15 protein-coding genes are annotated in these 20,340 nt (G+C 64.4%); 8 read left to right on the top strand and 7 right to left on the bottom strand.

Going from position 1 to position 20,340, the window contains the following annotated elements; all coding sequences use genetic code 11:
- Positions 1–71: 71 nt before the first annotated feature.
- Together treS and BH683_RS08670 are read left to right on the top strand one after the other, a co-directional pair.
- Positions 72–1,898, top strand: coding sequence for a maltose alpha-D-glucosyltransferase (gene treS / locus BH683_RS08675; protein WP_084835858.1), 1,827 nt, complete (start codon positions 72–74; stop codon positions 1,896–1,898).
- A complete protein-coding gene (locus BH683_RS08670; RefSeq protein ID WP_084835857.1) occupies positions 1,895–3,274 on the top strand; it encodes a phosphotransferase in 1,380 nt (459 codons plus the stop codon). Before treS ends, BH683_RS08670 begins: the two co-directional genes overlap by 4 nt.
- Here the strand turns inward: BH683_RS08670 and BH683_RS08665 are convergent.
- Positions 3,266–3,790 carry a 2'-5' RNA ligase family protein gene (locus tag BH683_RS08665; RefSeq protein WP_084835856.1) on the bottom strand — a complete coding sequence of 175 codons (525 nt, stop codon included), beginning with the start codon at positions 3,788–3,790 and terminating at the stop codon, positions 3,266–3,268. The genes BH683_RS08670 and BH683_RS08665 overlap by 9 nt on opposite strands.
- Before the next feature lie 43 nt (positions 3,791–3,833).
- Positions 3,834–6,131 carry a molybdopterin-dependent oxidoreductase gene (locus tag BH683_RS08660; protein WP_084835855.1) on the bottom strand — a complete coding sequence of 766 codons (2,298 nt, stop codon included), beginning with the start codon at positions 6,129–6,131 and terminating at the stop codon, positions 3,834–3,836.
- Between the two features lie 68 nt (positions 6,132–6,199).
- On the opposite strand from BH683_RS08660, the gene BH683_RS08655 reads away from it, so the two are divergent.
- Positions 6,200–7,264 carry an isocitrate/isopropylmalate family dehydrogenase gene (locus BH683_RS08655; protein ID WP_084835917.1) on the top strand — a complete coding sequence of 355 codons (1,065 nt, stop codon included), beginning with the start codon at positions 6,200–6,202 and terminating at the stop codon, positions 7,262–7,264.
- A gap of 81 nt (positions 7,265–7,345) precedes the next feature.
- Here BH683_RS08655 and BH683_RS08650 read toward each other — a convergent pair whose 3' ends face one another.
- On the bottom strand, positions 7,346–8,155 hold the full coding sequence (locus BH683_RS08650; RefSeq protein ID WP_246833266.1) for a class I SAM-dependent methyltransferase: 810 nt from the start codon (positions 8,153–8,155) through the stop codon (positions 7,346–7,348).
- Between the two features lie 153 nt (positions 8,156–8,308).
- On the opposite strand from BH683_RS08650, the gene rpsA reads away from it, so the two are divergent.
- The 3 genes from rpsA to coaE all read left to right on the top strand — a co-directional run bounded on the left by rpsA (position 8,309) and on the right by coaE (position 12,172).
- Complete coding sequence (gene rpsA / locus BH683_RS08645) at positions 8,309–9,799, top strand: 30S ribosomal protein S1 (protein WP_084835853.1); 1,491 nt, start codon at positions 8,309–8,311, stop codon at positions 9,797–9,799.
- 103 nt (positions 9,800–9,902) lie between these two features.
- The gene (aztD, locus tag BH683_RS08640) at positions 9,903–11,186 is read left to right on the top strand and encodes a zinc metallochaperone AztD (RefSeq protein WP_084835852.1); all 1,284 of its coding nucleotides are present in this window, start codon (positions 9,903–9,905) and stop codon (positions 11,184–11,186) included.
- Positions 11,187–11,254: 68 nt separating this feature from the next.
- Positions 11,255–12,172, top strand: a complete 918-nt coding sequence (coaE, locus tag BH683_RS08635) for a dephospho-CoA kinase (protein WP_084835916.1) — start codon at positions 11,255–11,257, stop codon at positions 12,170–12,172.
- Here the strand turns inward: coaE and BH683_RS08630 are convergent.
- Positions 12,159–12,680, bottom strand: a complete 522-nt coding sequence (locus BH683_RS08630) for a DUF402 domain-containing protein (protein WP_084835851.1) — start codon at positions 12,678–12,680, stop codon at positions 12,159–12,161. The two genes, coaE and BH683_RS08630, sit on opposite strands and share 14 nt — an antisense overlap.
- Positions 12,681–12,756: 76 nt before the next feature.
- Here BH683_RS08630 and uvrB point away from each other — a divergent pair, with 76 nt between their 5' ends.
- Both uvrB and BH683_RS08620 read left to right on the top strand, forming a co-directional pair.
- Complete coding sequence (gene uvrB, locus BH683_RS08625) at positions 12,757–14,916, top strand: excinuclease ABC subunit UvrB (protein WP_084835850.1); 2,160 nt, start codon at positions 12,757–12,759, stop codon at positions 14,914–14,916.
- 211 nt (positions 14,917–15,127) lie between these two features.
- On the top strand, positions 15,128–15,574 hold the full coding sequence (locus tag BH683_RS08620) for a universal stress protein (RefSeq protein ID WP_084835914.1): 447 nt from the start codon (positions 15,128–15,130) through the stop codon (positions 15,572–15,574).
- Here BH683_RS08620 and BH683_RS08615 read toward each other — a convergent pair.
- The 3 genes from BH683_RS08615 to BH683_RS08605 all read right to left on the bottom strand — a co-directional run bounded on the left by BH683_RS08615 (position 15,562) and on the right by BH683_RS08605 (position 20,287).
- Complete coding sequence (locus BH683_RS08615) at positions 15,562–17,760, bottom strand: PhoH family protein (RefSeq protein ID WP_084835915.1); 2,199 nt, start codon at positions 17,758–17,760, stop codon at positions 15,562–15,564. The genes BH683_RS08620 and BH683_RS08615 overlap by 13 nt on opposite strands.
- Before the next feature lie 178 nt (positions 17,761–17,938).
- The gene (locus tag BH683_RS08610; RefSeq protein ID WP_084835849.1) at positions 17,939–18,196 is read right to left on the bottom strand and encodes an HPr family phosphocarrier protein; all 258 of its coding nucleotides are present in this window, start codon (positions 18,194–18,196) and stop codon (positions 17,939–17,941) included.
- A gap of 45 nt (positions 18,197–18,241) precedes the next feature.
- Positions 18,242–20,287 (bottom strand): fructose-specific PTS transporter subunit EIIC, encoded by a 2,046-nt coding sequence (locus BH683_RS08605; RefSeq protein ID WP_084835848.1) that lies wholly within the window; start codon positions 20,285–20,287, stop codon positions 18,242–18,244.
- Between the last annotated feature and the right edge of the window lie 53 nt (positions 20,288–20,340).

Raw genomic sequence — 20,340 nt, 5'->3', positions numbered from 1 at the left:
CGCAGGACCAACTACGTCCCGGGCACGTAGGGTTGACCGAGTACACCGTAGAGCCGACAGTCGAGGTGCGCATGCCGTTGGAGAACCCGCAGGACGAAGCCGAACACACCGCCGACGGCCATCTGGTCGAGGCGCAATCGGAGGACTTCGACCACGCGAAACCGCTGCGGGTCGACAATGACTGGTTCAAGAAGGCCGTCTTCTACGAGGTTCTGGTCCGAGCGTTCAACGATTCCAACAATGACGGCGTCGGCGATCTCCGTGGACTCACCGACAAACTCGATTACCTGTCGTGGCTCGGCGTCGACTGCCTGTGGTTGCCGCCCTTCTACGATTCCCCGCTTCGTGACGGCGGATACGACATCAGGGACTTCCGAACCGTGCTGCCCGAGTTCGGTACCGTCGACGACTTCGTCGAACTGATCGATCAGGCTCACCGGCGTGGGATCCGCATCATCACCGACCTCGTCATGAACCACACTTCGGACAGTCACCAGTGGTTCCAGGAGTCGCGGTCCGACCCGGACGGACCTTACGGCGACTACTACGTCTGGGCCGACGACGACACCGGATATCCCGAGGCGCGCATCATCTTCGTCGACACGGAGATCTCCAACTGGACATGGGATCCCGTTCGCGGCCAATACTATTGGCACCGGTTCTTCTCCCACCAACCTGACCTGAACTACGACAATCCCGAAGTCGCCGACGCGATGATCGACGTGTTGCGGTTCTGGCTCGACCTCGGCATCGACGGGTTCCGACTGGACGCGGTGCCCTACCTGTTCGAGCGCGACCAGACCAACTGCGAGAACCTCGGTGAGACCCACGTCTTCCTCAAGCGGTGCCGGAAGGTGGTCGACGAGGAGTATCCGGGACGCGTCCTGCTGGCCGAGGCGAATCAGTGGCCCGCCGATGTCGTCGAGTACTTCGGTGAACCCGATGTCGGTGACGAGTGCCACATGGCATTCCACTTTCCCTTGATGCCCCGCATCTTCATGGCGGTGCGCCGGCAGAACCGCTTCCCGATCTCGGAGATCCTGGAGCAGACGCCGCCGATCCCGAAGTCTGCGCAGTGGGCGATCTTCTTGCGCAACCACGACGAGCTCACCCTGGAGATGGTGACCGACGAAGAACGCGACTACATGTACGCCGAGTACGCGAAGGATCCGCGCATGAAGGCGAACATCGGTATCCGGCGGCGACTGGCGCCCCTGCTCGACAACGATCGCAACCAGCTCGAACTGTTCACCGCGCTGCTGCTGAGCCTGCCGGGTTCGCCGATGCTGTATTACGGCGACGAGATCGGGATGGGCGACAACATCTGGCTGGGCGATCGTGATTCGGTGCGCACACCGATGCAGTGGACTCCCGATCGCAACGCCGGCTTCTCGAGGACTGATCCGGGCCGGATGTACCTGCCGGTGATCATGGATCCCACGTACGGATTCCAGTCGGTCAACGTCGAGGCACAGATGAACGCGACCAACACTCTCCTGCACTGGACCAGACGCATGATCGAGGTCCGCAAGCAACACCCCGCATTCGGTCTGGGCACGTTCACGGAGCTGGGCAACAGCAATCCGTCGGTGCTGACGTACCTGCGCGAGTTGGCACCGTCGAACCAGGAGCGCCGCACCAGCGACGTCATCTTGTGTGTGAACAACCTGTCGCGTTTCCCGCAGGGCGTGATCCTCGACCTGTCGGCGTTCGAACGCCGGATACCCGTCGAACTCACCGGGTCGATTCCGTTCCCGAAGATCGGACCCGACGGCTACATGATCACCCTGCCGGGCCACGGCTTCTACTGGTTTGCGCTACAACCGGACCCATCGGATTCGCATGTGGCCCAGGGGTATCCACTCAGCAGCGAAGCCGAGGCGGCGGTTCAACCATGAGCATCCACGTACCAAGCGACCAGCAGCTCGCCGAGGCGTTGCGGCAATGGCTCCCTGACCAACGATGGTTCTCGGCGAAGGACCGCGGCATCACGCACGTGACGATCTCGTCGCGTGTGCCTTTGACTGCTGACGACGGATTTGCCGGTGAGCACGTCCTCATCGAAGTCGAGTTCGAGAATGGGCCGTCGGTTCGTTATCAGGTTCCGCTGGGTTTTCGCACGCATCTGTCCGAGCCGCTGCTGTCCTGGGCTCTGCCCGAATCGGCGACCGGCAGCGTCGCCGCCTACGACGGCCTGCACGATCCGGACGTGATCGCTCGCTATCTGACGGCGCTGAGCGCGCAGGAGCACCTCGGGGGCCTGCGTTTCGAGACCGTCCCGGGCGTGACGATCGATACCTCTGAAGCCGGTCATGTGCTCGGTGCCGAGCAGTCGAATACGTCGTTGGTCTTCGGCGAAACGTTGTTGTTCAAGGTTTTCCGGCAGCTCGAGGCCGGGATCAATCCCGACGTCGAACTCCACCGAGCGCTCAGTGAGGTGGGTTGCGAGTACGTCGCCGACCTGCGTGGATGGGTCGAGGCGGACGTCGATGGCGAACCGACGACGCTGGCGATGGCTCAGGATTTCATCGAGAACGCGGCTGACGGCTGGAGTATGGCCTTGATCAGCGTGCGTGACCTGTTCACGGAGGCAGACCTGCACGCGGCGGAGCTCGGCAGCGATTTCGCCGGTGATGCCGAACGACTCGGCGCCGCTGTCGCCCACGTGCATGCCGACCTTGCGCGAAGTCTGGGCTCCGAGGAGCGCGGGCCGGGGGAGAGTGCAATCGAGGGTATGCGGTCGCGGCTGGACGTAGCGGCCGACGCGATACCGGAACTCGCAGAGCACCGTGCTGCGATCGCGGCCGTGTACGACGAGGCAGCGCAATCCGGGCCTGACACGGTGCAACGCATCCATGGAGATCTGCACCTCGGTCAGGTTCTGAGGACCCCCTCCACCTGGTTGCTCATCGACTTCGAAGGTGAACCCATCAAATCGGTCGCCGAGCGCCGTAAGCCAGACAGTCCGCTCCGTGACGTCGCCGGAATGCTTCGATCCTTCGACTATGCGGGTCAGCACCTCTTGGGCCAGGGTGCTCCGAATGTGACTGCCCAGCGTGCATTTCGGGCGATCGAATGGGTGGACCGGAATGCCTCGGCGTTCTGTGAGGGATATGCCTCGGTCACCGGCGCAGATCCTCGCGACCAGTCAGCACTCCTGCGTGCATATGAACTCGACAAGGCAGTCTACGAGGCGGGATACGAGGCGAGGCATCGGCCGAGTTGGCTGCCGTTGCCCCTCAACGCCATCGGTCGGCTCACCGCGTCACAGTAGGTAGAACTCCTCGCGGGTGTCGCTGTTCCATCGTCGTAGTCCTGTCACGGTTGCTGTGAAGATCTCCGGTGCGAAGCCCAATGTGGTGAGGGCGTAACCGATCTGGTCGTCCGCCAGGCGGCGTGCAAGTGTTACGTGGGGCGTCCAGGCCCCGGGTTGGATGTGCGGTAGCGGCTCGCCGCTGATGTGCCCACGCGACAACTCGAAGACGTGGGCGTGCAGATCGCACAATTCGCGGGACGGGACCACCAGCCGGGCTGCGGTGGCGCGGCGACCACGGAAGAGGAGCATCGCGCCGATGTTCACCTCCATGCCGGGCACGTCGGTGAGGGTGGACAGGTCACGGTCGATGGCCCCGTCGATGGCGTCGGCGGCGACGAGCGTGACATGCGGCCGGTTCGACTCGGACCGCGTGCGGCCCTGGCTCGGTAAACCGGCAGCCGCCAATGCGTCCCACTGCGCGATGATGGCCGCATCCGTCGCCGCGTCGAAGATGAGTTCTACCGAATGTGCCACGGGTTCACCCTAGGACATTCCCACGGTCGACGGCGGCTACGGATCAGGTCGGGGACATCCAGCGGTGCTGATCATGGACCACGACGTCCGGAACCTCACCGGTGTAGACCTCGACCTCGACACGTACCAACTGCCCGGTTGATCCCTGCGCGAGTTTCGACGAGCCGGTATCGCGTGTCAGAACGTTCGGATTGCCGTGGATGCATCCGGCGACGTCCGGTGAGCTGTAGTCGAACCAGGCGCCGGTCGAGATCTGCACGACATTGCCGGAAACGCGATCGTCCAAGACTGCGCCGGCCAGCATCTCACCGGTGTCGCTGCGTACCAGTACGATGTCGCCTGTCGCGATCCCGCGGGCCTGTGCGTCCCCGGGGTTCAGCCGGATCGGTTCGCGGCCGAGGACTTTGGACTCGACACTGACGGCGCCGTTGTCGAGTTGGCTGTGCAAGCGTGAGGCGGGGTTGTTGGCCACCAGGCACAGCGGATATTGCCCGGATCCCACATCCACGGTCTCTTCAGGTGCGAGCCACGTCGGATGGGGCGGGCAGTCGTCGTAGCCGAAGCCTGCAATCGTCGACGACGAGATCTCGATCCGGCCGCTGGGTGTCGCGAGGCGATGTTTGTCGGGATCCTTTCGGAAATCTTCGAAAAGAACATGTTTCGAGTCTGCGCCAGGAAGGTCGAGGTGGCGTGACGCCCAGAATTCGGCGAAGTTCTGGCCCGGGGTGAACTGGTCGGGGATCGCTTCGCGCCAGCGCTCATAGATGTGCTCGAGCCAGTCCCACTCGTCGCGTCCTTCGGTGAACTGATTCTCGACGCCGAGCCGCTTGCTCAGTTCGGTGAGAATTGCGTAGTCGCTCAACGACTCACCGACAGGCGGAGAGATCTGCTGCATCGCGGTCATGATCTCGTCGTATCGTCCGCAGCCGATGTCGTTGCGTTCCAGCGTCGTCGTGACCGGGAGGACGATGTCGGCATGCCGTGCCGTCGCAGTCCAGAACGGTTCGTGTACGACAACCGTGTCGGGCCGCTGAAATCCGGCGCGCAACCGCACGAGATCCTGATGGTGATGGAACGGGTTGCCGCCCGCCCAATAGATCAGCTTGGTGTCGGGGTAGACCCGCGACTGGCCGTTGTACTCATAGCCGGCACCGGGTTCGAGCAACATGTCCGAGATGCGGGCCACCGGGATGAAGTCGCTGACGGAATTGACGCCCTGATGGAATGTCGGCAACGGATAGGGGAGTTTGCCTGCGCCCATACCGCCGGTCGAGCCGTATCCGTGACCGAAACCCCCTCCGGGGAGACCGATTTGACCGAGGAACGCGGCCAGTGCGATCGACGCCCACACAGGCTGTTCGCCGAACCGCGCCCGCTGCAACGACCACGAGGTGGTCACCATGGTCCGCCCGGCAGCCATTCGACGGGCGAGGTCAGCGATGGTCGGAGCGTCGATCCCGCAGATGTTCGCTGCCCAGCGCGGGGTTTTGGCGATCCCGTCGGTCTGCCCGCGCAGGTAGCGGGCGAACTCCTCGAATCCGACGGTGTACTTGTCGACGAACTCGAGGTCGCAGAGGCCTTCGGTGAGCAAGACCCAGCACAGGGCCAACATGAGCGCGGTATCGGTGGCCGGGTTGATGGAGATCCACTGGGCGTCGGTCACCGTCGCCAGATCGTCGGCAAGCGGACTGATGGTCACGAACTCGGCACCTCGGGCGCTGGCACGCTCCAGCGATTCCCGCACCGTGTGTCGACTGATACCGCCGGCGTTGATCTGGACGTTCTTGGCCGGTATACCTCCGAAACAGACGAAGAGGTCAGTGTGTTCGCTCAGTACGTTCCACGTTGTCGGTCTGTACAGCGGCGCCTCGTCGCCGACGATGTGCGGGAGCAGCACACTCGACGCTCCGTGGCTGTAACTGTGCACCGATCGGGTGTAACCACCGATGGTGTTCAGGAATCGGTGAATCTGGCTCTGTGCGTGATGAAACCGGCCTGCACTCGCCCAGCCGTAGGACCCGCCGAAGATCGCCGGGTTGCCGTACGTGCTGCGGACCCGCTCGAGTTCGCCTGCGAGGAGGTCGAGAGCGCGATCCCAGCTCACTTCGACGTACTCGTCGGATCCGCGGCGGTCCGACGGCCCCGGACCGTCCTCGAGCCAGCCCCGTCGAACAGACGGGTGCAGCACGCGGACACCCTTGTCAAGGGATGCCGGAATGTTGCGGAGGAGCTCCGACGGGTCGGGATCGGCAGGGTCGGGCGTCACAGACAGTCCCTGCTCGTCGAGCGATGCCGTGAACGCACCCCAGTGCGAGCTGTTGACCAGTTCTTCTGCAGCCATGCCTTGATTCTTTCACCGGTGCTGATCAGATTCTTTGACCGGTGCTGATCAATGGAACGATCACGGTCATGGCGAACAGATATCCCATCGGGCTCATCGACGGCGACGGGATCGGCCCGGAGATCGTTCCTGCGGCGGCGCGGGTTGTCGAGCAGGCGCTGACCAGCGTAGGACGCTCGGTCGACTGGGTGCCGCTCGAGATCGGGCGCGCGTCCATCGAGAAATACGGCACGGCGATCCCCACGGCCACCTTGGCCGCTCTCGACGATCTCCACCTCTGGATCCTCGGACCACACGACTCGGCGGGCTACCCACCGGAGCATCGCACCGGGCTGACACCGGGTGGGGTAGTCCGCAAACGTTACGACCTCTACGCGAACATTCGTCCCGTCTTGGCCCATGTCGGGGTGGGCGCTGTCAACCCGAATCTTGACCTTGTGATCGTGCGGGAGAACAGTGAAGGCCTCTACGCCGATCGGAACATGGCCCGCGGCACGGGAGAGTTCATGCCCACCCCCGACGTCGCTCTGTCGGTCGGTGTGATCACCCGTGCAGCCACCGAGCGAATCGCGGTGTCCGCGTTCGAGCTTGCCCGATCCCGACGCAAGCACGTCACCATCGTCCACAAGGCGAACGTCCTGTCGATGACCACAGGATTGTTCCGCGATGTGTGCCTCGAGGTCGCCGAACGCTATCCCGACGTGCGGGTCGACGACGAACACGTCGACGCCATGGCAGCGCATCTGGTGCGGCGAGGCGGGCAGTTCGATGTCGTCGTCACCGAGAACCTGTTCGGCGACATCCTCTCGGATTTGGCCGCCGAGCTGGCCGGGTCGCTGGGCATTGCGGCGTCCATCAACACCTCGGCCACCAAGGCGATGGCGCAAGCGGCCCACGGCGCCGCACCTGACATCGCCGGTCGTGGTGTCGCGAATCCCGTCGGCATCATCGGTTCGGCCACGATGCTGCTCGAGTGGCAGGCGCTGCGAAGCGGGGACGAGGCCCTGCTTACTGCGGCCGGCAACATCCGCGGCGGGATCGGCGCGGCGTTGGCCGCCGGGATCGCGACCGCCGACCTGGGCGGAACTGCCACCACCGACGGTTTCACCGTCGCGGTGCTCGACAATCTCTGAGTTTCACCCTGAGATCGTCCGTTTCGGGGGTGGTCGAGGGCATATTTCCCTTCGCGACCACTCAGACGGAAGATCTCAGGGCTATATGGGCTTACGGGTGCAGAAGATCGCGGTGCCCGGGAAGTAGTGCCCGCGGAGCGGACTCCACTGACCCCACTCGCGGTCGAAACCTTCGGGCCACTCGGGCTCGATGAGGTCGTCGAGGATCAGGCCGGCGGCACGGATCTCCCGGATCCGGTCGCCTAGGGTCCGGTGGTGTTCGACGTAGCTGACCGTGCCGTCGTCCTCGGTCTCGACGTAGGGCGTGCGGTCGAAGTACGGCAGTATCACCGTCAACCCGGTGGGTCCGGGGTCGTCGGGGAAGGCCCACCGCATCGGATGATTGACCGAGAACACCCAGCGACCGCCGGGCCGCAGCACTCGGGCCACCTCGCTCATCACCCGCGCCGAGTCGGCGACAAAAGGCACCGCACCGAATGCCGAGCAGGCGAGATCGAAGACGCCGTCGCCGAACGGGAGGTCCTCTGCGCCGGCCTGCACCAACCCCGGCTGCGGACCACCCCGCGCCATCGCCTGCTGACCGCGCCGGAGCATCTCCCGTGACAGGTCCAAACCGACGGTATTCGCGCCGTGGCCGGTGAGCCACCGACTGCACGGCGCCGAGCCGCATCCGATCTCGAGTACAGCCTTGCCTGCGACGTCACCGAGCAATTCGACATCGTCTTCGCGCAGCCCTTCGGGGCACCATACGAAGTCTCCGTCGTCGCTGTCGGCGCCGAGGAAGTCGCCGTGCGTACCGTGGTAGGTGTCGGCATCGGCGTCCCACCAGCGACGATTCGCCGAAACGCTGGTTTTCGAGTCGACGCCGCTGCGCAGATACGGGTACGACACGGAGGTATTTGCCCAGTCCAGCGGGGCTGGCGTATCCTCAGACACGCGCGTGCCTGAGCTCGCGTGGTTCTTCATGCCGGTCACTCATCCGTGGCCTCTGTTGATCCCGCATTACTGTCCCTACAACCCAACCTGTCCGGAGCCATCTAACATATGCCGTCCACGACCATTACCTCACCACAAGTAGCCGTTAACGATATCGGCTCGGCTGAGGATTTTCTTGCCGCCATCGATGCCACTATCAAGTACTTCAATGATGGCGACATCGTCGAGGGCACCATCGTCAAGGTTGACCGCGACGAAGTGCTGCTCGACATCGGTTACAAAACCGAGGGAGTGATCCCGTCCCGCGAACTGTCCATCAAGCACGACGTCGACCCCAGCGAGGTTGTCAGCGTCGGCGATGAGGTGGAAGCACTCGTCCTCACCAAGGAGGACAAAGAGGGTCGGTTGATCCTGTCCAAGAAGCGCGCTCAGTACGAGCGTGCGTGGGGCACCATCGAAGAGCTCAAGGAAAAGGACGAGGCCGTCAAGGGCACCGTCATCGAGGTCGTCAAGGGCGGCCTGATCCTGGACATCGGTCTGCGCGGATTCCTCCCCGCATCGCTGGTGGAGATGCGTCGCGTGCGCGATCTGCAGCCGTACATCGGCAAGGAGATCGAAGCCAAGATCATCGAGCTCGACAAGAACCGCAACAACGTCGTGCTCTCGCGTCGTGCGTGGCTCGAGCAGACCCAGTCCGAGGTCCGCAGCGAGTTCCTGCACCAGCTCCAGAAGGGCCAGGTCCGCAAGGGCGTCGTGTCCTCGATCGTCAACTTCGGCGCATTCGTCGATCTCGGCGGCGTCGACGGTCTGGTGCACGTCTCCGAGCTGTCGTGGAAGCACATCGATCATCCCTCCGAGGTTGTCGCCGTGGGCGACGAGGTCACCGTCGAGGTCCTCGACGTCGATCTGGATCGCGAGCGGGTGTCGTTGTCGCTCAAGGCCACTCAGGAAGATCCGTGGCGTCAGTTCGCTCGTACCCACGCCATCGGCCAGATCGTGCCCGGCAAGGTCACGAAGCTGGTTCCGTTCGGTGCGTTCGTGCGGGTCGAAGAGGGCATCGAAGGCCTCGTTCACATCTCGGAGCTGGCCGAGCGCCACGTCGAGGTGCCGGATCAGGTTGTCGCCGTCGGTGACGACGCGATGGTCAAGGTCATCGACATCGACCTCGAGCGTCGCCGGATCTCGCTGAGCCTCAAGCAGGCCAACGAGGACTACACCGAAGAGTTCGATCCGTCGAAGTACGGCATGGCCGACAGCTACGACGAGCAGGGCAACTACATCTTCCCCGAAGGCTTCGACTCCGAGACCAACGAATGGCTCGAAGGATTCGAGAAGCAGCGGGAAGCGTGGGAGTCTCGCTACGCCGAGGCCGAGCGTCGCCACAAGATGCACACCGCCCAGATGGAGAAGTTCGCCGCTGCCGCCGAGGCTGCTGCCAACGCTCCGACCGACTACTCCTCGGATTCCGCTGACAAGGGTGGTGACGACGCCGCCACCGCGACGTCCTCGTCGTCTTCGTCCGCTCCGAAGAGTGGTGGATCGCTTGCCAGTGACGAGCAGCTCGCTGCTCTGCGCGAGAAGCTTTCCGGCAACGCCTGATAGACATATAGACAACGAAACGCCCTCCGCCGCAAGGTGGGGGGCGTTTTGTTGCCACCGTGGTGCTCGATGAGGCAAGCCATGCACGTATAGCTTTTTGACAATGATTGTCGTTAACTACGACAATTCCGACGTGAACATCAAACGTGGGCTGCAAGCCCTTTCTCTTCTAGCAGTCGGTGCGGTCCTGGTGGCCGGCTGCGGTTCCAGCGGCGACGGCGACGATTCGTCGACCGGTTCCAGCTCGGCCGAGTCGAGTTCGGCAGCGCCGGATTCGAAAGGCGTCGAACAGGAGTCGGCTCAGCCGCGTTTGGCGGTGAGCTACGACGGAGGCGTCGCCGTGCTCGACGCCTCGACCCTGGATCAGGTCGCCACCCTGCCGGCCGAGGGCTTCATTCGGCTCAACCCAGCCGGTGACGGTCGGCACGTATTCGTCTCCGAAGCCGAGGGATTCCGGGCGCTGGACCTCGGAACGTGGAGCCGATCTCACGGGGACCACGACCACTACTACACTGCGGAGCCGGCGCTGACGGACATCCGTTTCGGTGGTGAGGAGCCGGGACACGTTGTGGTGCATGATGATCGGACCACCCTCTTCTCCGATGGCACCGGCGAGATCGACATCGTCGAGCCGGCGGAACTACTGCGGGGCAAAGGCGTTGCCACCAGCCACAAGGTGGAGCCGCACCACGGCGTCGCGGTTGCGCGTGAAGACGGGACCACCGTGGTCTCTGTCGGCAATGAGGAGGAGCGTACCGGGGTGCAGATTCTCGACGCCGACTTCCAGCAGATCGCAGCCAACGATCAGTGTCCGAATCTGCACGGCGAAGCTGCCGTCGCCAATGGCGTGCTCGCGTTCGGCTGCACCGACGGCATCCTGATCGTCCGTGGTAACGAGATCACCAAGGTCCAAAGCCCAGATGTGTACGGCCGCATCGGCAATCAGGCCGGTTCCGAGGCCTCGCCTGTGGTGCTCGGCGACTACAAGGTCGACAAGGACGCCGAGTTGGAACGTCCCACCCGCGTAAGCCTCACGAATACCGATACCGGCGAGCTGAAGTTGGTCGAACTCGGGACCAGCTACACATTCCGCTCGCTTCAGCGGGGCCCGCAGGGCGAAGCGCTGGTCCTCGGTACAGACGGTGCCATCCACGTGATCGATCCGATCGCCGGGACGGTCACCAAGAAGATCGCCGTCATCGGAGAATGGACGGAGCCAGAGGATTGGCAGGAAGCGCGACCGGCTCTGTTCGTCGAGGATTCGACCGCCTACGTGAGCGATCCCGCGAACAAGAAGTTGTTCGCGGTCGATCTCGCGGCGGGAACCGTGTCTGCGGAGACCACAGTCGACTTCACGCCGAATGAATTGACCGGCGTCACCGGCTGACGAAGGTGGATGGCTCTCGCGCGCACCCTGCGGAGTGCGCGCGAGAGGTCGTCTGTGACACTCATCTCGTGATCCGAGTAGGCCTGACCGGTGGTATCGGCGCCGGAAAATCAACAGTCGCACGTACGCTCACCGAGCGTGGTGCCTACCTCATCGATGCGGACGTGATCGCCCGCGAGGTGGTCGCGCCAGGAACCGATGGGTTGGCGCAGCTCGTCGCGGCCTTCGGCGAGGAAATTCTCCAATCGGACGGAGCGCTGGACAGGGCGGCGCTGGCCGCGAAGGCGTTCGTCGACGACGAACAGCGCAAGAAGCTCAACGGCATCACCCACCCGCTGGTCGGCGCGCGGGCCTTCGAATTGCTGGAAGCGGCGCCGGCCGACGCGATCGTGCTGCAGGACATCCCGCTGCTCGTCGAGAACGGCAGTGCGCCCTTCTTTCATCTCGTGGTGATCGTGCACGCCGACGAGGATGTACGGCTCGAGCGCCTGACCGGCCAGCGTGGCATGCCGGAGGACGATGCGCGAGCCCGCATCAAGTCGCAGGCAAGTGTTGAAGATCGGCGGGCCGTGGCCGACGTCTGGCTCGACAACAGCGGAACCCCGGACGATCTCGCGTCCCTCGCCGCCGCGCTGTGGGACGAACGGCTCGTGCCCTACGAGGGCAACCTCCGCAATCGGATCTGCGCGCCGCAATCGTCCGAAGAGGTCGAGCCGCGCCCGGAGTGGAGGGTGCAAGCAACCAGATTGGCGAACCGGTTGCGGGTGATCGGCGGAGACAAGATCGCCGATGTGGTCCATATCGGACCGACCGCTGCATCGGCGGGCCCGGCGCCGGACGTGCTCGACTTCGAGGTGCGATTGGCGGATGGAAAGACCCCTGCAGACGTGACCGAGCTACTCGCCGACGGCGGTTTTCCGCAGCGAAGCGTAGGTGTCCACGCCAACGCCGACCCGGGCCGGGCGGTCAGCATCACCCTGAAGTAGCCCAGGTGAGGGCTGCCCCTTCGGAGGCGAGCCAGGCCTGGACGTCATTCCCGTGGGCCGCCGCCCCGACCATCGTGCGGGTGGCGATGTGGACGGCTGCCTGGGCCTGTTCGTGGGGGAGTAACCAGGCGGCGTGGGCGTCGAACAGTTCGTCGACGTCTTCGAGTTCGAGCCCTCGCCCCGGACGGTCGATCAAGTCGAGATACCAGTCCTCCGAGTGCCAGCGCCCGTCGGTGTCGGGGCCGGTGAACTCGCCGATGTCGAGGTAGAGGTGCTGGTCCCGTTCGTGCCCGGGCCGATATTGGAAGATGGTGGCCCTCAGTCCGAAGGCGGGTAGCAGCCACGACTGCAGACGATCGAACTCGTGGTGATCGGCGAACCGGTCCATGTAGAGCCCGAAATCGGTGGTCCGGTAGGTCTCGACCTGGCGCACGAACCCCTTCGGGTCGGTGTTGGTCTTCGCCTTCACGTCGAAGGTCTCGTGCTTGGGTGGGTGCAGCGCCGCCATCGCGATAACCTATCCCGGCGGGGGCGTTCGCTGTCGGCGCACGCGCGATGTCGGAGGTCGCGTTTACTCTGGTTGTATGGCGTTTGCAGCAGAACATCCGATCGTCGCGCATTCGGAATTCCGGCCGGTGGGGGACATCGAGCGGACGGGTGCCGACTTCCAAGTGATCAGTGATCACAAACCCGCGGGCGACCAGCCGACCGCGATCGCGGACCTCGAACGGCGTCTGCGTGAAGGCGAGAAAGACATCGTCCTGCTCGGCGCCACGGGTACAGGTAAATCGGCGACCACGGCCTGGCTTATCGAGAAGGTCCAACGCCCAACACTGGTGATGGCTCCGAACAAGACCCTGGCTGCCCAGCTCGCAAATGAACTGCGAGACATGTTGCCGAACAACGCAGTCGAGTACTTCGTCTCGTACTACGACTACTACCAGCCCGAGGCGTACATCGCGCAAACCGACACCTACATCGAGAAGGACTCGTCGATCAACGATGACGTCGAGCGTCTTCGGCACTCGGCCACGTCGAGCTTGCTCTCTCGGCGCGACGTCGTGGTGGTCGCGTCGGTGTCGTGTATCTACGGCCTCGGTACCCCGCAGTCGTACCTGGACCGGTCCGTCAATCTGGAGGTCGGCCAGGAGGTCGACCGCGACGCGTTGCTGCGGTTGCTGGTCGATGTCCAGTACTCCCGCAACGACGTTAGCTTCACCCGCGGGAGCTTCCGGGTGCGCGGCGACACCGTCGAGATCATCCCGTCGTACGAGGAGCTCGCGGTGCGGATCGAGTTCTTCGGCGACGAGATCGAGGCGCTCTACTACCTGCATCCGCTCACCGGCGACGTCGTGCGTCAGGTGAAGGAGCTGCGCATCTTCCCGGCCACGCATTACGTCGCAGGCCCGGAGCGTATGGAGAGGGCGATCGAGTCGATCGAGGCGGAGCTCGAAGCGCGCCTCGCCGACCTCGAGGGCAAGGGCAAGTTGCTCGAGGCGCAGCGCCTGCGGATGCGAACCACCTACGACCTCGAGATGATGCGGCAGGTCGGATTCTGCTCCGGTATCGAGAATTATTCGCGGCATATCGATGGTCGCGGGCCCGGAACCGCGCCGGCGACGCTGATCGACTACTTCCCGGACGACTTCCTGATGGTGATCGACGAATCCCACGTGACCGTTCCGCAGATCGGCGCCATGTACGAGGGCGACATGTCGCGCAAACGCAACCTGGTCGACTTCGGTTTCCGGCTGCCCTCCGCCGTGGACAACCGGCCGCTCACGTGGAGCGAGTTCGTCGATCGGATCGGTCAGACCGTCTACCTGTCCGCGACACCGGGCAAGTACGAGCTGGGGCAGTCCAACGGAGAGTTCGTCGAGCAGGTCATCCGGCCGACCGGCCTCGTCGATCCGCAGGTCATCGTCAAACCGACCAAGGGGCAGATAGACGACCTCATCCACGAGATCAGGGAGCGGACGGCGAAGGACGAACGCATCCTGGTCACCACCCTCACGAAGAAGATGTCGGAGGATCTCACCGACTACCTCCTCGAGTTGGGGATCCGAGTGCGGTATCTGCACTCGGAGGTCGATACGCTGCGCCGCGTCGAACTCCTCCGACAACTGCGTACGGGTGAATACGACGTGCTGGTCGGAATCAACCTGCTGCGTGAGGGTTTGGACCTTCCTGAGGTGTCGCTGGTCGCCATCCTGGACGCCGACAAGGAGGGTTTTCTCCGCAGCACCACCAGCTTGATCCAGACCATCGGACGCGCGGCTCGTAACGTGTCCGGCGAAGTGCACATGTATGCGGACAAGATCACCGATTCGATGCGCAACGCGATCGACGAGACCGACAGGCGGCGCGAGAAGCAGATCGCCTACAACAAGAAGATGGGGGTCGATCCGCAACCGCTGCGCAAGAAGATCGCCGACATCCTCGACCAGGTCTACGAAGAAGCCGAGGACAACGCGGTGGCCGTCGGCGGTTCGGGCCGCAACTCCAGTCGCGGTCGCCGCGCACAGGGCGAGCCGGGTCGGGCGTCGGGTTCGGCGGGGGTGCTGGACGGCAGGGACGTGTCGGCGATGCCGCGCGCCGATCTCGCCGATCTCATCGGATCCCTGACCGACCAGATGATGAACGCAGCCCGCGACCTGCAGTTCGAACTCGCAGGGCGCCTGCGCGACGAGATCGCCGACCTGAAGAAAGAGCTGCGCGGGATGGACGCCGCCGGTATCCGGTAGGCAAAAGTATGTGTGACCGGCGTGACCATCAACTCAACGCCGCTGGTCAGCGTGGTGGTCGACGGGCGCGTCGCCGGATACCGAGTAATCGAACGCGCGTTACGGGATACCCTCTCGGAGGAAGGCGACGCCGGAGGGCGGAGCCCTATCGCAAGTGCTCACACACAGGTGTGGGCCGGCTGTCAGAACAGACACACTTATGGAGGAATGGATGAGCGCATACCAGACCGTCGTTGTGGGAACCGATGGTTCTGAATCGTCGATGAAGGCCGTGGAGAAGGCGGGGGCCATCAGCGGTGATTCGGCGAAGTTGATCATTGCCTGCGCCTATTTTCCGACCGATGACCGCGACGTTTCCGCAGTCTCGGATGTGCTGAAAGAAGAGGCGTACCAGGTTCACGGATCTGCGCCCACCGAAGAGATCCTGCGAACCGCCAAGGAAAGGGCAGTCGCTGCCGGCGGAGGGAACATCGAGACCCGCCCCGTGGTCGGATCGCCGGTGGACGCCCTGCTGAACCTCGTCGCCGACAGCAAGGCGGGGCTACTCGTCGTCGGTAACAAGGGCCTGAACTCCATCGCAGGCCGGCTGCTGGGTTCGGTCCCGGCGGACGTCGCCCGCAAGTCGAAGTGCGACGTCCTGATCGTTCACACGGTCTGAGCGCGAACTCGTAGGGGCTCGGGCAACTCAGCGCTGTGCACGATGGACAGCTGCTGGGTTGCCCGGGTCAGCGCCACGTAGAGGTCACCCCAGCCGCGCTGTGATTGCGCGACGATCTGGGACGGCTCGAGGACGACTGTCCGGTCGAATTCCAGACCCTTGCATTGCGCGACCGTCAGAATCGACAGTTCCTGCGTCTCGCCCGCGTCCCCGCCGAGGGCTCGGATCTGTCCGATCAGCGCGTCGGGGGCGATGATGGCGGTGATCCCGTCCAGCTCCTCGTCGGCCAATCGCAGCGCTGCGGGAACCAGTCCATCGACCGACGTCTGCTCGAAAGTCGGTGGCCTGCCGCTGATGCGAATCGACGTCGGTGCGGACATCGCCGGATCGATCTGCTCGAGGATCGGCGCGGCGACGTCCATGATCTCCCGCGGCGTTCGGTAGTTGACCGTCAGTTCGAACTTGCGCCAGCGTTTCGCCACGTACGGTGTCAGCACCGCATCCCACGACGTGGTGCCCGCCGGGTCGCCGGTCTGCGCCGTGTCCCCGATCACCGTCATCCACCGATTCGGTATGCGCCGCATGATCATTCGCCATGCCATCGCGGAGAGTTCCTGGGCTTCGTCGACGATGACATGGCCGAACGTCCAGGTGCGGTCGCTGTAAGCCCGTTCGGCCGTGGTCAGCGCGACCCGGTTCGTCTGACGGGCGGCGAGTTGTTCGGCATCGATGAGGTCGTACGCCATCAGGATCTCGGGGTCCAGCTCGTCTTCGAGATCCTGTGGGGCGGAGCCGGTCAGGATGTCGAGTGCGTCCTGGGCATCCGAGAGTTTCTGCCGCCACTGAGCGCGCTCGCGCTCCTCGTCCCCGTCGTCGTCCACGCCGATGATCTCGGCGAGTTCGTCGAGCAACGGCGCATCGGCGGCACTGAACTGGTTGCGCTCGTCGCGCAGTACCGCCATACGTTCGGCGGCAGACCAGTTCGGTGTCGCGGAAGCGATCCGATCGGGGGAGGTCAGCAGGTCGGACAGCACCACCTGCGGTGACAGCTGCGGCCAGAAGTGGGACAGCGCGGCGACGATCTGCGGATCGGCCTTCATCTCGTCGCGGATGTCGGCGATGTCCTTGTTGCTCAACAACTGTGAGCCATCGAGCAGGCTGGAACCGATCCGATCGGCGTGCTGCTGCGCGAGAGAGTCGAACGCGGAGCGCAGGAAGATCGAACGGGCGTGATTGTGCGGGCGCCTCGAGGACCGAGCCCGGCCGCGGGCACGCTGGATCAGTTTGCTGCTGATGGTCAGCTCATACCCGTCGAACTTGAGGTGGATGGGGGACTGCGGCAATTCTTGGCGATCTCGCACAGCGCGCCCGAGCACCTCGACGATGTCGAGACTTCCCTTGAGGGTGGCACCGACCGAGTTGTCGGTCAGCTGCGCGCGAACGCCCGGATACATATCGCCGACGGTGGACAACAGCACACCGCTCTCGCCGAGCGACGGCAGCACCTGTCCGATGTAGTTCAGAAAGGTCGTGTTGGGTCCCACGATGAGAACGCCGCTACGCGCCAGGGTTTCGCGGTAGGTGTAGAGCAGATACGCCGCCCGGTGCAGTGCGACGGCAGTCTTGCCGGTACCGGGACCGCCCTGCACCACCAGGACGCCCCGATGGGTGGACCGGATGATTTCGTCCTGCTCGCGCTGGATCGTCTCGACGATGTCCGTCATCTGCCCGGTCCGGGCAGCGTTGAGCGCGGAGATGAGCGCGGACTCGTTGACCACGTCACCGTGTCCGGTGCTGTCGGCGTCGGTGAGCTCAGCGACATCGAGGCGCTCCTCGTTGACCGCGGTGATCTTGCGGTTGCGGGTGCGGACATGACTTCGGGTACTGACGCCTTCCGGCGAGGCCGGGGTCGCGAGGTAGAACGGACGGCTCATCGGAGCACGCCAGTCCAGAAGCAGTGTGCTGTCCTGATCGTCGTCATCGAGGATGCCGATGCGACCGATGCGGCGGACCTCGTCGTCCTCGAGATCGAGGCGCCCGAAGTAGAGGTTGTGTTCCGCCGAATCGAACTTGGTCAGATCGTCGGTGTAGAGCCGCTCATAGGACTCTCGCTCGGAACGGGCCTGGGGTGTCCCGCCGGTGTTCCGCAAGGCAGACGACAGCCGTGACTGCGTATTGCGTCGCATCCGATCAAGCCGGCCGTACACCCGGTCGAGATGTTCTTGTTCGGCCTCGAACACGGTCCTCCTCGGGTAGCTGCCGCACGGCGCAGGTAGAAAATGGTGCCAATGGGTAACGCGGTGGGCGGGGAAATCGTTCCCCACCCACCGCGTTCGTCAAACAATTCTAGCCGCGGCGCAGGATTCAGGCGTCGAGGTCGGAGGCCACGAGCTTGGCGATGGTATCGAGGGCGCCTTGATCTTCGCTCTCGACGGTGACCTCGGTGCCGGCCGTGGCGCCCAGGGTCATGATGAGCAGCGCTGAGCCCGCGTCTACCGGCTCGCCGCCCGCGACGGCCAACGTCACGGGGGCTCCGGCGTCGGCAACGGCCTCCGCGATCACTGCTGCCGGGCGGGCGTGCAGTCCGACGGATGATCCGACAACAACATTGGTGCTTGGCATTTTTATTCTCCTAGTTGGTTGAGCTGAACGAGTTTTGACGGGACATCAGGCGGTGGCGAGGACCTTGTCCTCTGTGGCCACCTTGGCCTTGGGCTTGATCAGTTGTTTGGCAGCGACGACACAGAGTGCCGCCACGGCGGTGCCCGCTGCAAGTGCGAGGAAGAACCAGACGATCCCGCCGATCGCGAACGAGACGAAGATCCCGCCGTGCGGTGCGCTGAGGGTGACATCGAACGCCATGATCAGGCCGCCGGTGACCGCGCCGCCCGCCATCATCGACGGGATGACCCGAAGAGGGTCGGCCGCGGCGAAGGGGATGGCCCCTTCAGAGATGAAGGATGCACCCAGAAGCCAGGCCGCCTTGCCGTTCTCGCGTTCGGCCGGGGTGAACAGCTTCGGCCGGATCGTCGACGCCAGCGCCATGGCCAGCGGCGGCACCATACCGGCCGCCATCACGGCCGCCATGATCCGGAGCGATGCCTCATCGGTAACGGACAATCCGGCGACGGCGAAGGCGTACGCAGCCTTGTTGACCGGCCCACCGAGGTCGAAGCACATCATCAGGCCGAGGATGACGCCCAGCAGGATGACGGACGAGCCGGTGAGTCCATTGAGCCAATCGGTGAGGCCGTCGGTGACCGCGGCCAGCGGTTTGCCGAGCACGATGAACATGAGCAGACCGACCACCAGCGACGCGAACAACGGGATGACCACCACGGGCATCAGGCCGCGTGCCCATTGCGGAACGCCGATCCGGCCGATCCACAGTGCCGCAAAGCCGGCTATCAAACCACCGACGAGCCCGCCGAGGAACCCGGCGCCGACGAACACGGCCACTGCACCCGCAGTGAAACCTGGTGCGAGGCCTGGTCTGTCGGCGATCGCGAAGGCGATGTAGCCGGCCAGTGCAGGTACCAGGAAACCGAAGGCCAGTGAGCCCAGCTGGAACAGCACCGCACCGAGGTAGGTCTTCAGGCCGCCGTCGGGAAGTGCGAAAACCGAATTGTCGAGCGTGATCGTCTCTGCCTTGTCCGAGATCTCGTACCCGGCGAGGAGGAAGCCGAGTGCGATGAGCAGGCCGCCCGCGGCGACGAACGGAATCATGTAGCTCACACCGGTCAGCAGGATCTGCCGGAGCCGGGTGCCCCAGCCGACGTCACCGGAGGACGAACTACCCGAGTCCGCCGCCGCATCGCCGGCCACCTTTGCGGCGGTGGGGTCGAGTCCGGCGCGCAGCGCTTCGGTGATCATCGCGTCGGGTTCGTTGATGGCCCGCTTGACGCCGGAGGCGACGACGGGCTTACCGGCGAAACGCTCCTTGCCCTTGACCCCGACATCGGTAGCGAAGATGACCGCACCCGCTGTCGCAATCGTCTCGGCCGGCAGAGGTGTGCTGCCCGACGAACCCTGGGTCTCGACATGGACGGTCACCCCGGCGCGCTCACCGGCAGCAACCAGGGAGTCCGCTGCCATGTAGGTGTGCGCGATGCCGGTCGGGCACGCGGTCACAGCGACGATCGTCTTGTTGGGAGCAGAGTGTGAATCGTCCTGTGCCGGGGCGGCGGGCGGCGTCTCTGTGGGCGCGGCGGGGGTCTTCTTCAGCGGTGCCGCCGGCCTCAGTACGTCCTCGACCAGGGCGACCACGTCGTTCGGGGTGGCGGCAGCGCGCAGCGAAGCCACGAACTCGGGCTTGACCAAAGCTCGGGCCAGGCTGGAGAGCAGCTTCATGTGCTCGGCGCCTGCGCCGTCGGGCGCGGCGATGAGGAACACCAGGTCCGCGGGGCCGTCCGGGGCACCGAAGTCGACCTTGGGACTGAGCCTCGCGAATCCTAGGGATGCCGCGGCGATGGAGGCATCACGGCAGTGGGGGATGGCGATCCCGCCGGGTAGGCCGGTGGCCGACTGGGCTTCCCGGGCGAGCGCCGCAGCCGTGAGCGCCGAGACGTCGTTGGAACGGCCGTCGGCGGCGAGACGCGACGCGAGTGCGTCGATCACCGCTTCTTTGCTGTTGCCCAGATCGGCGTCGAGCGCGATCAATTGCGGGCTGATGATCGCCGGCGCCGAGCCGGTGCTGATCGTCGGATTGGACATTGCGTTTTCCCTTTGCGTTTGATGATCCGGTAGCGGATCTGAAGCTGTCGAGT

The sequence above is a fragment of the Williamsia sp. 1138 genome (assembly GCF_002095435.2).
In the GTDB taxonomy this organism is placed as follows: Bacteria; Actinomycetota; Actinomycetes; order Mycobacteriales; family Mycobacteriaceae; genus Williamsia.
Note: the sequence above shows the minus strand (reverse complement) of the source record. Positions and strands in the feature narration are given on the sequence as shown.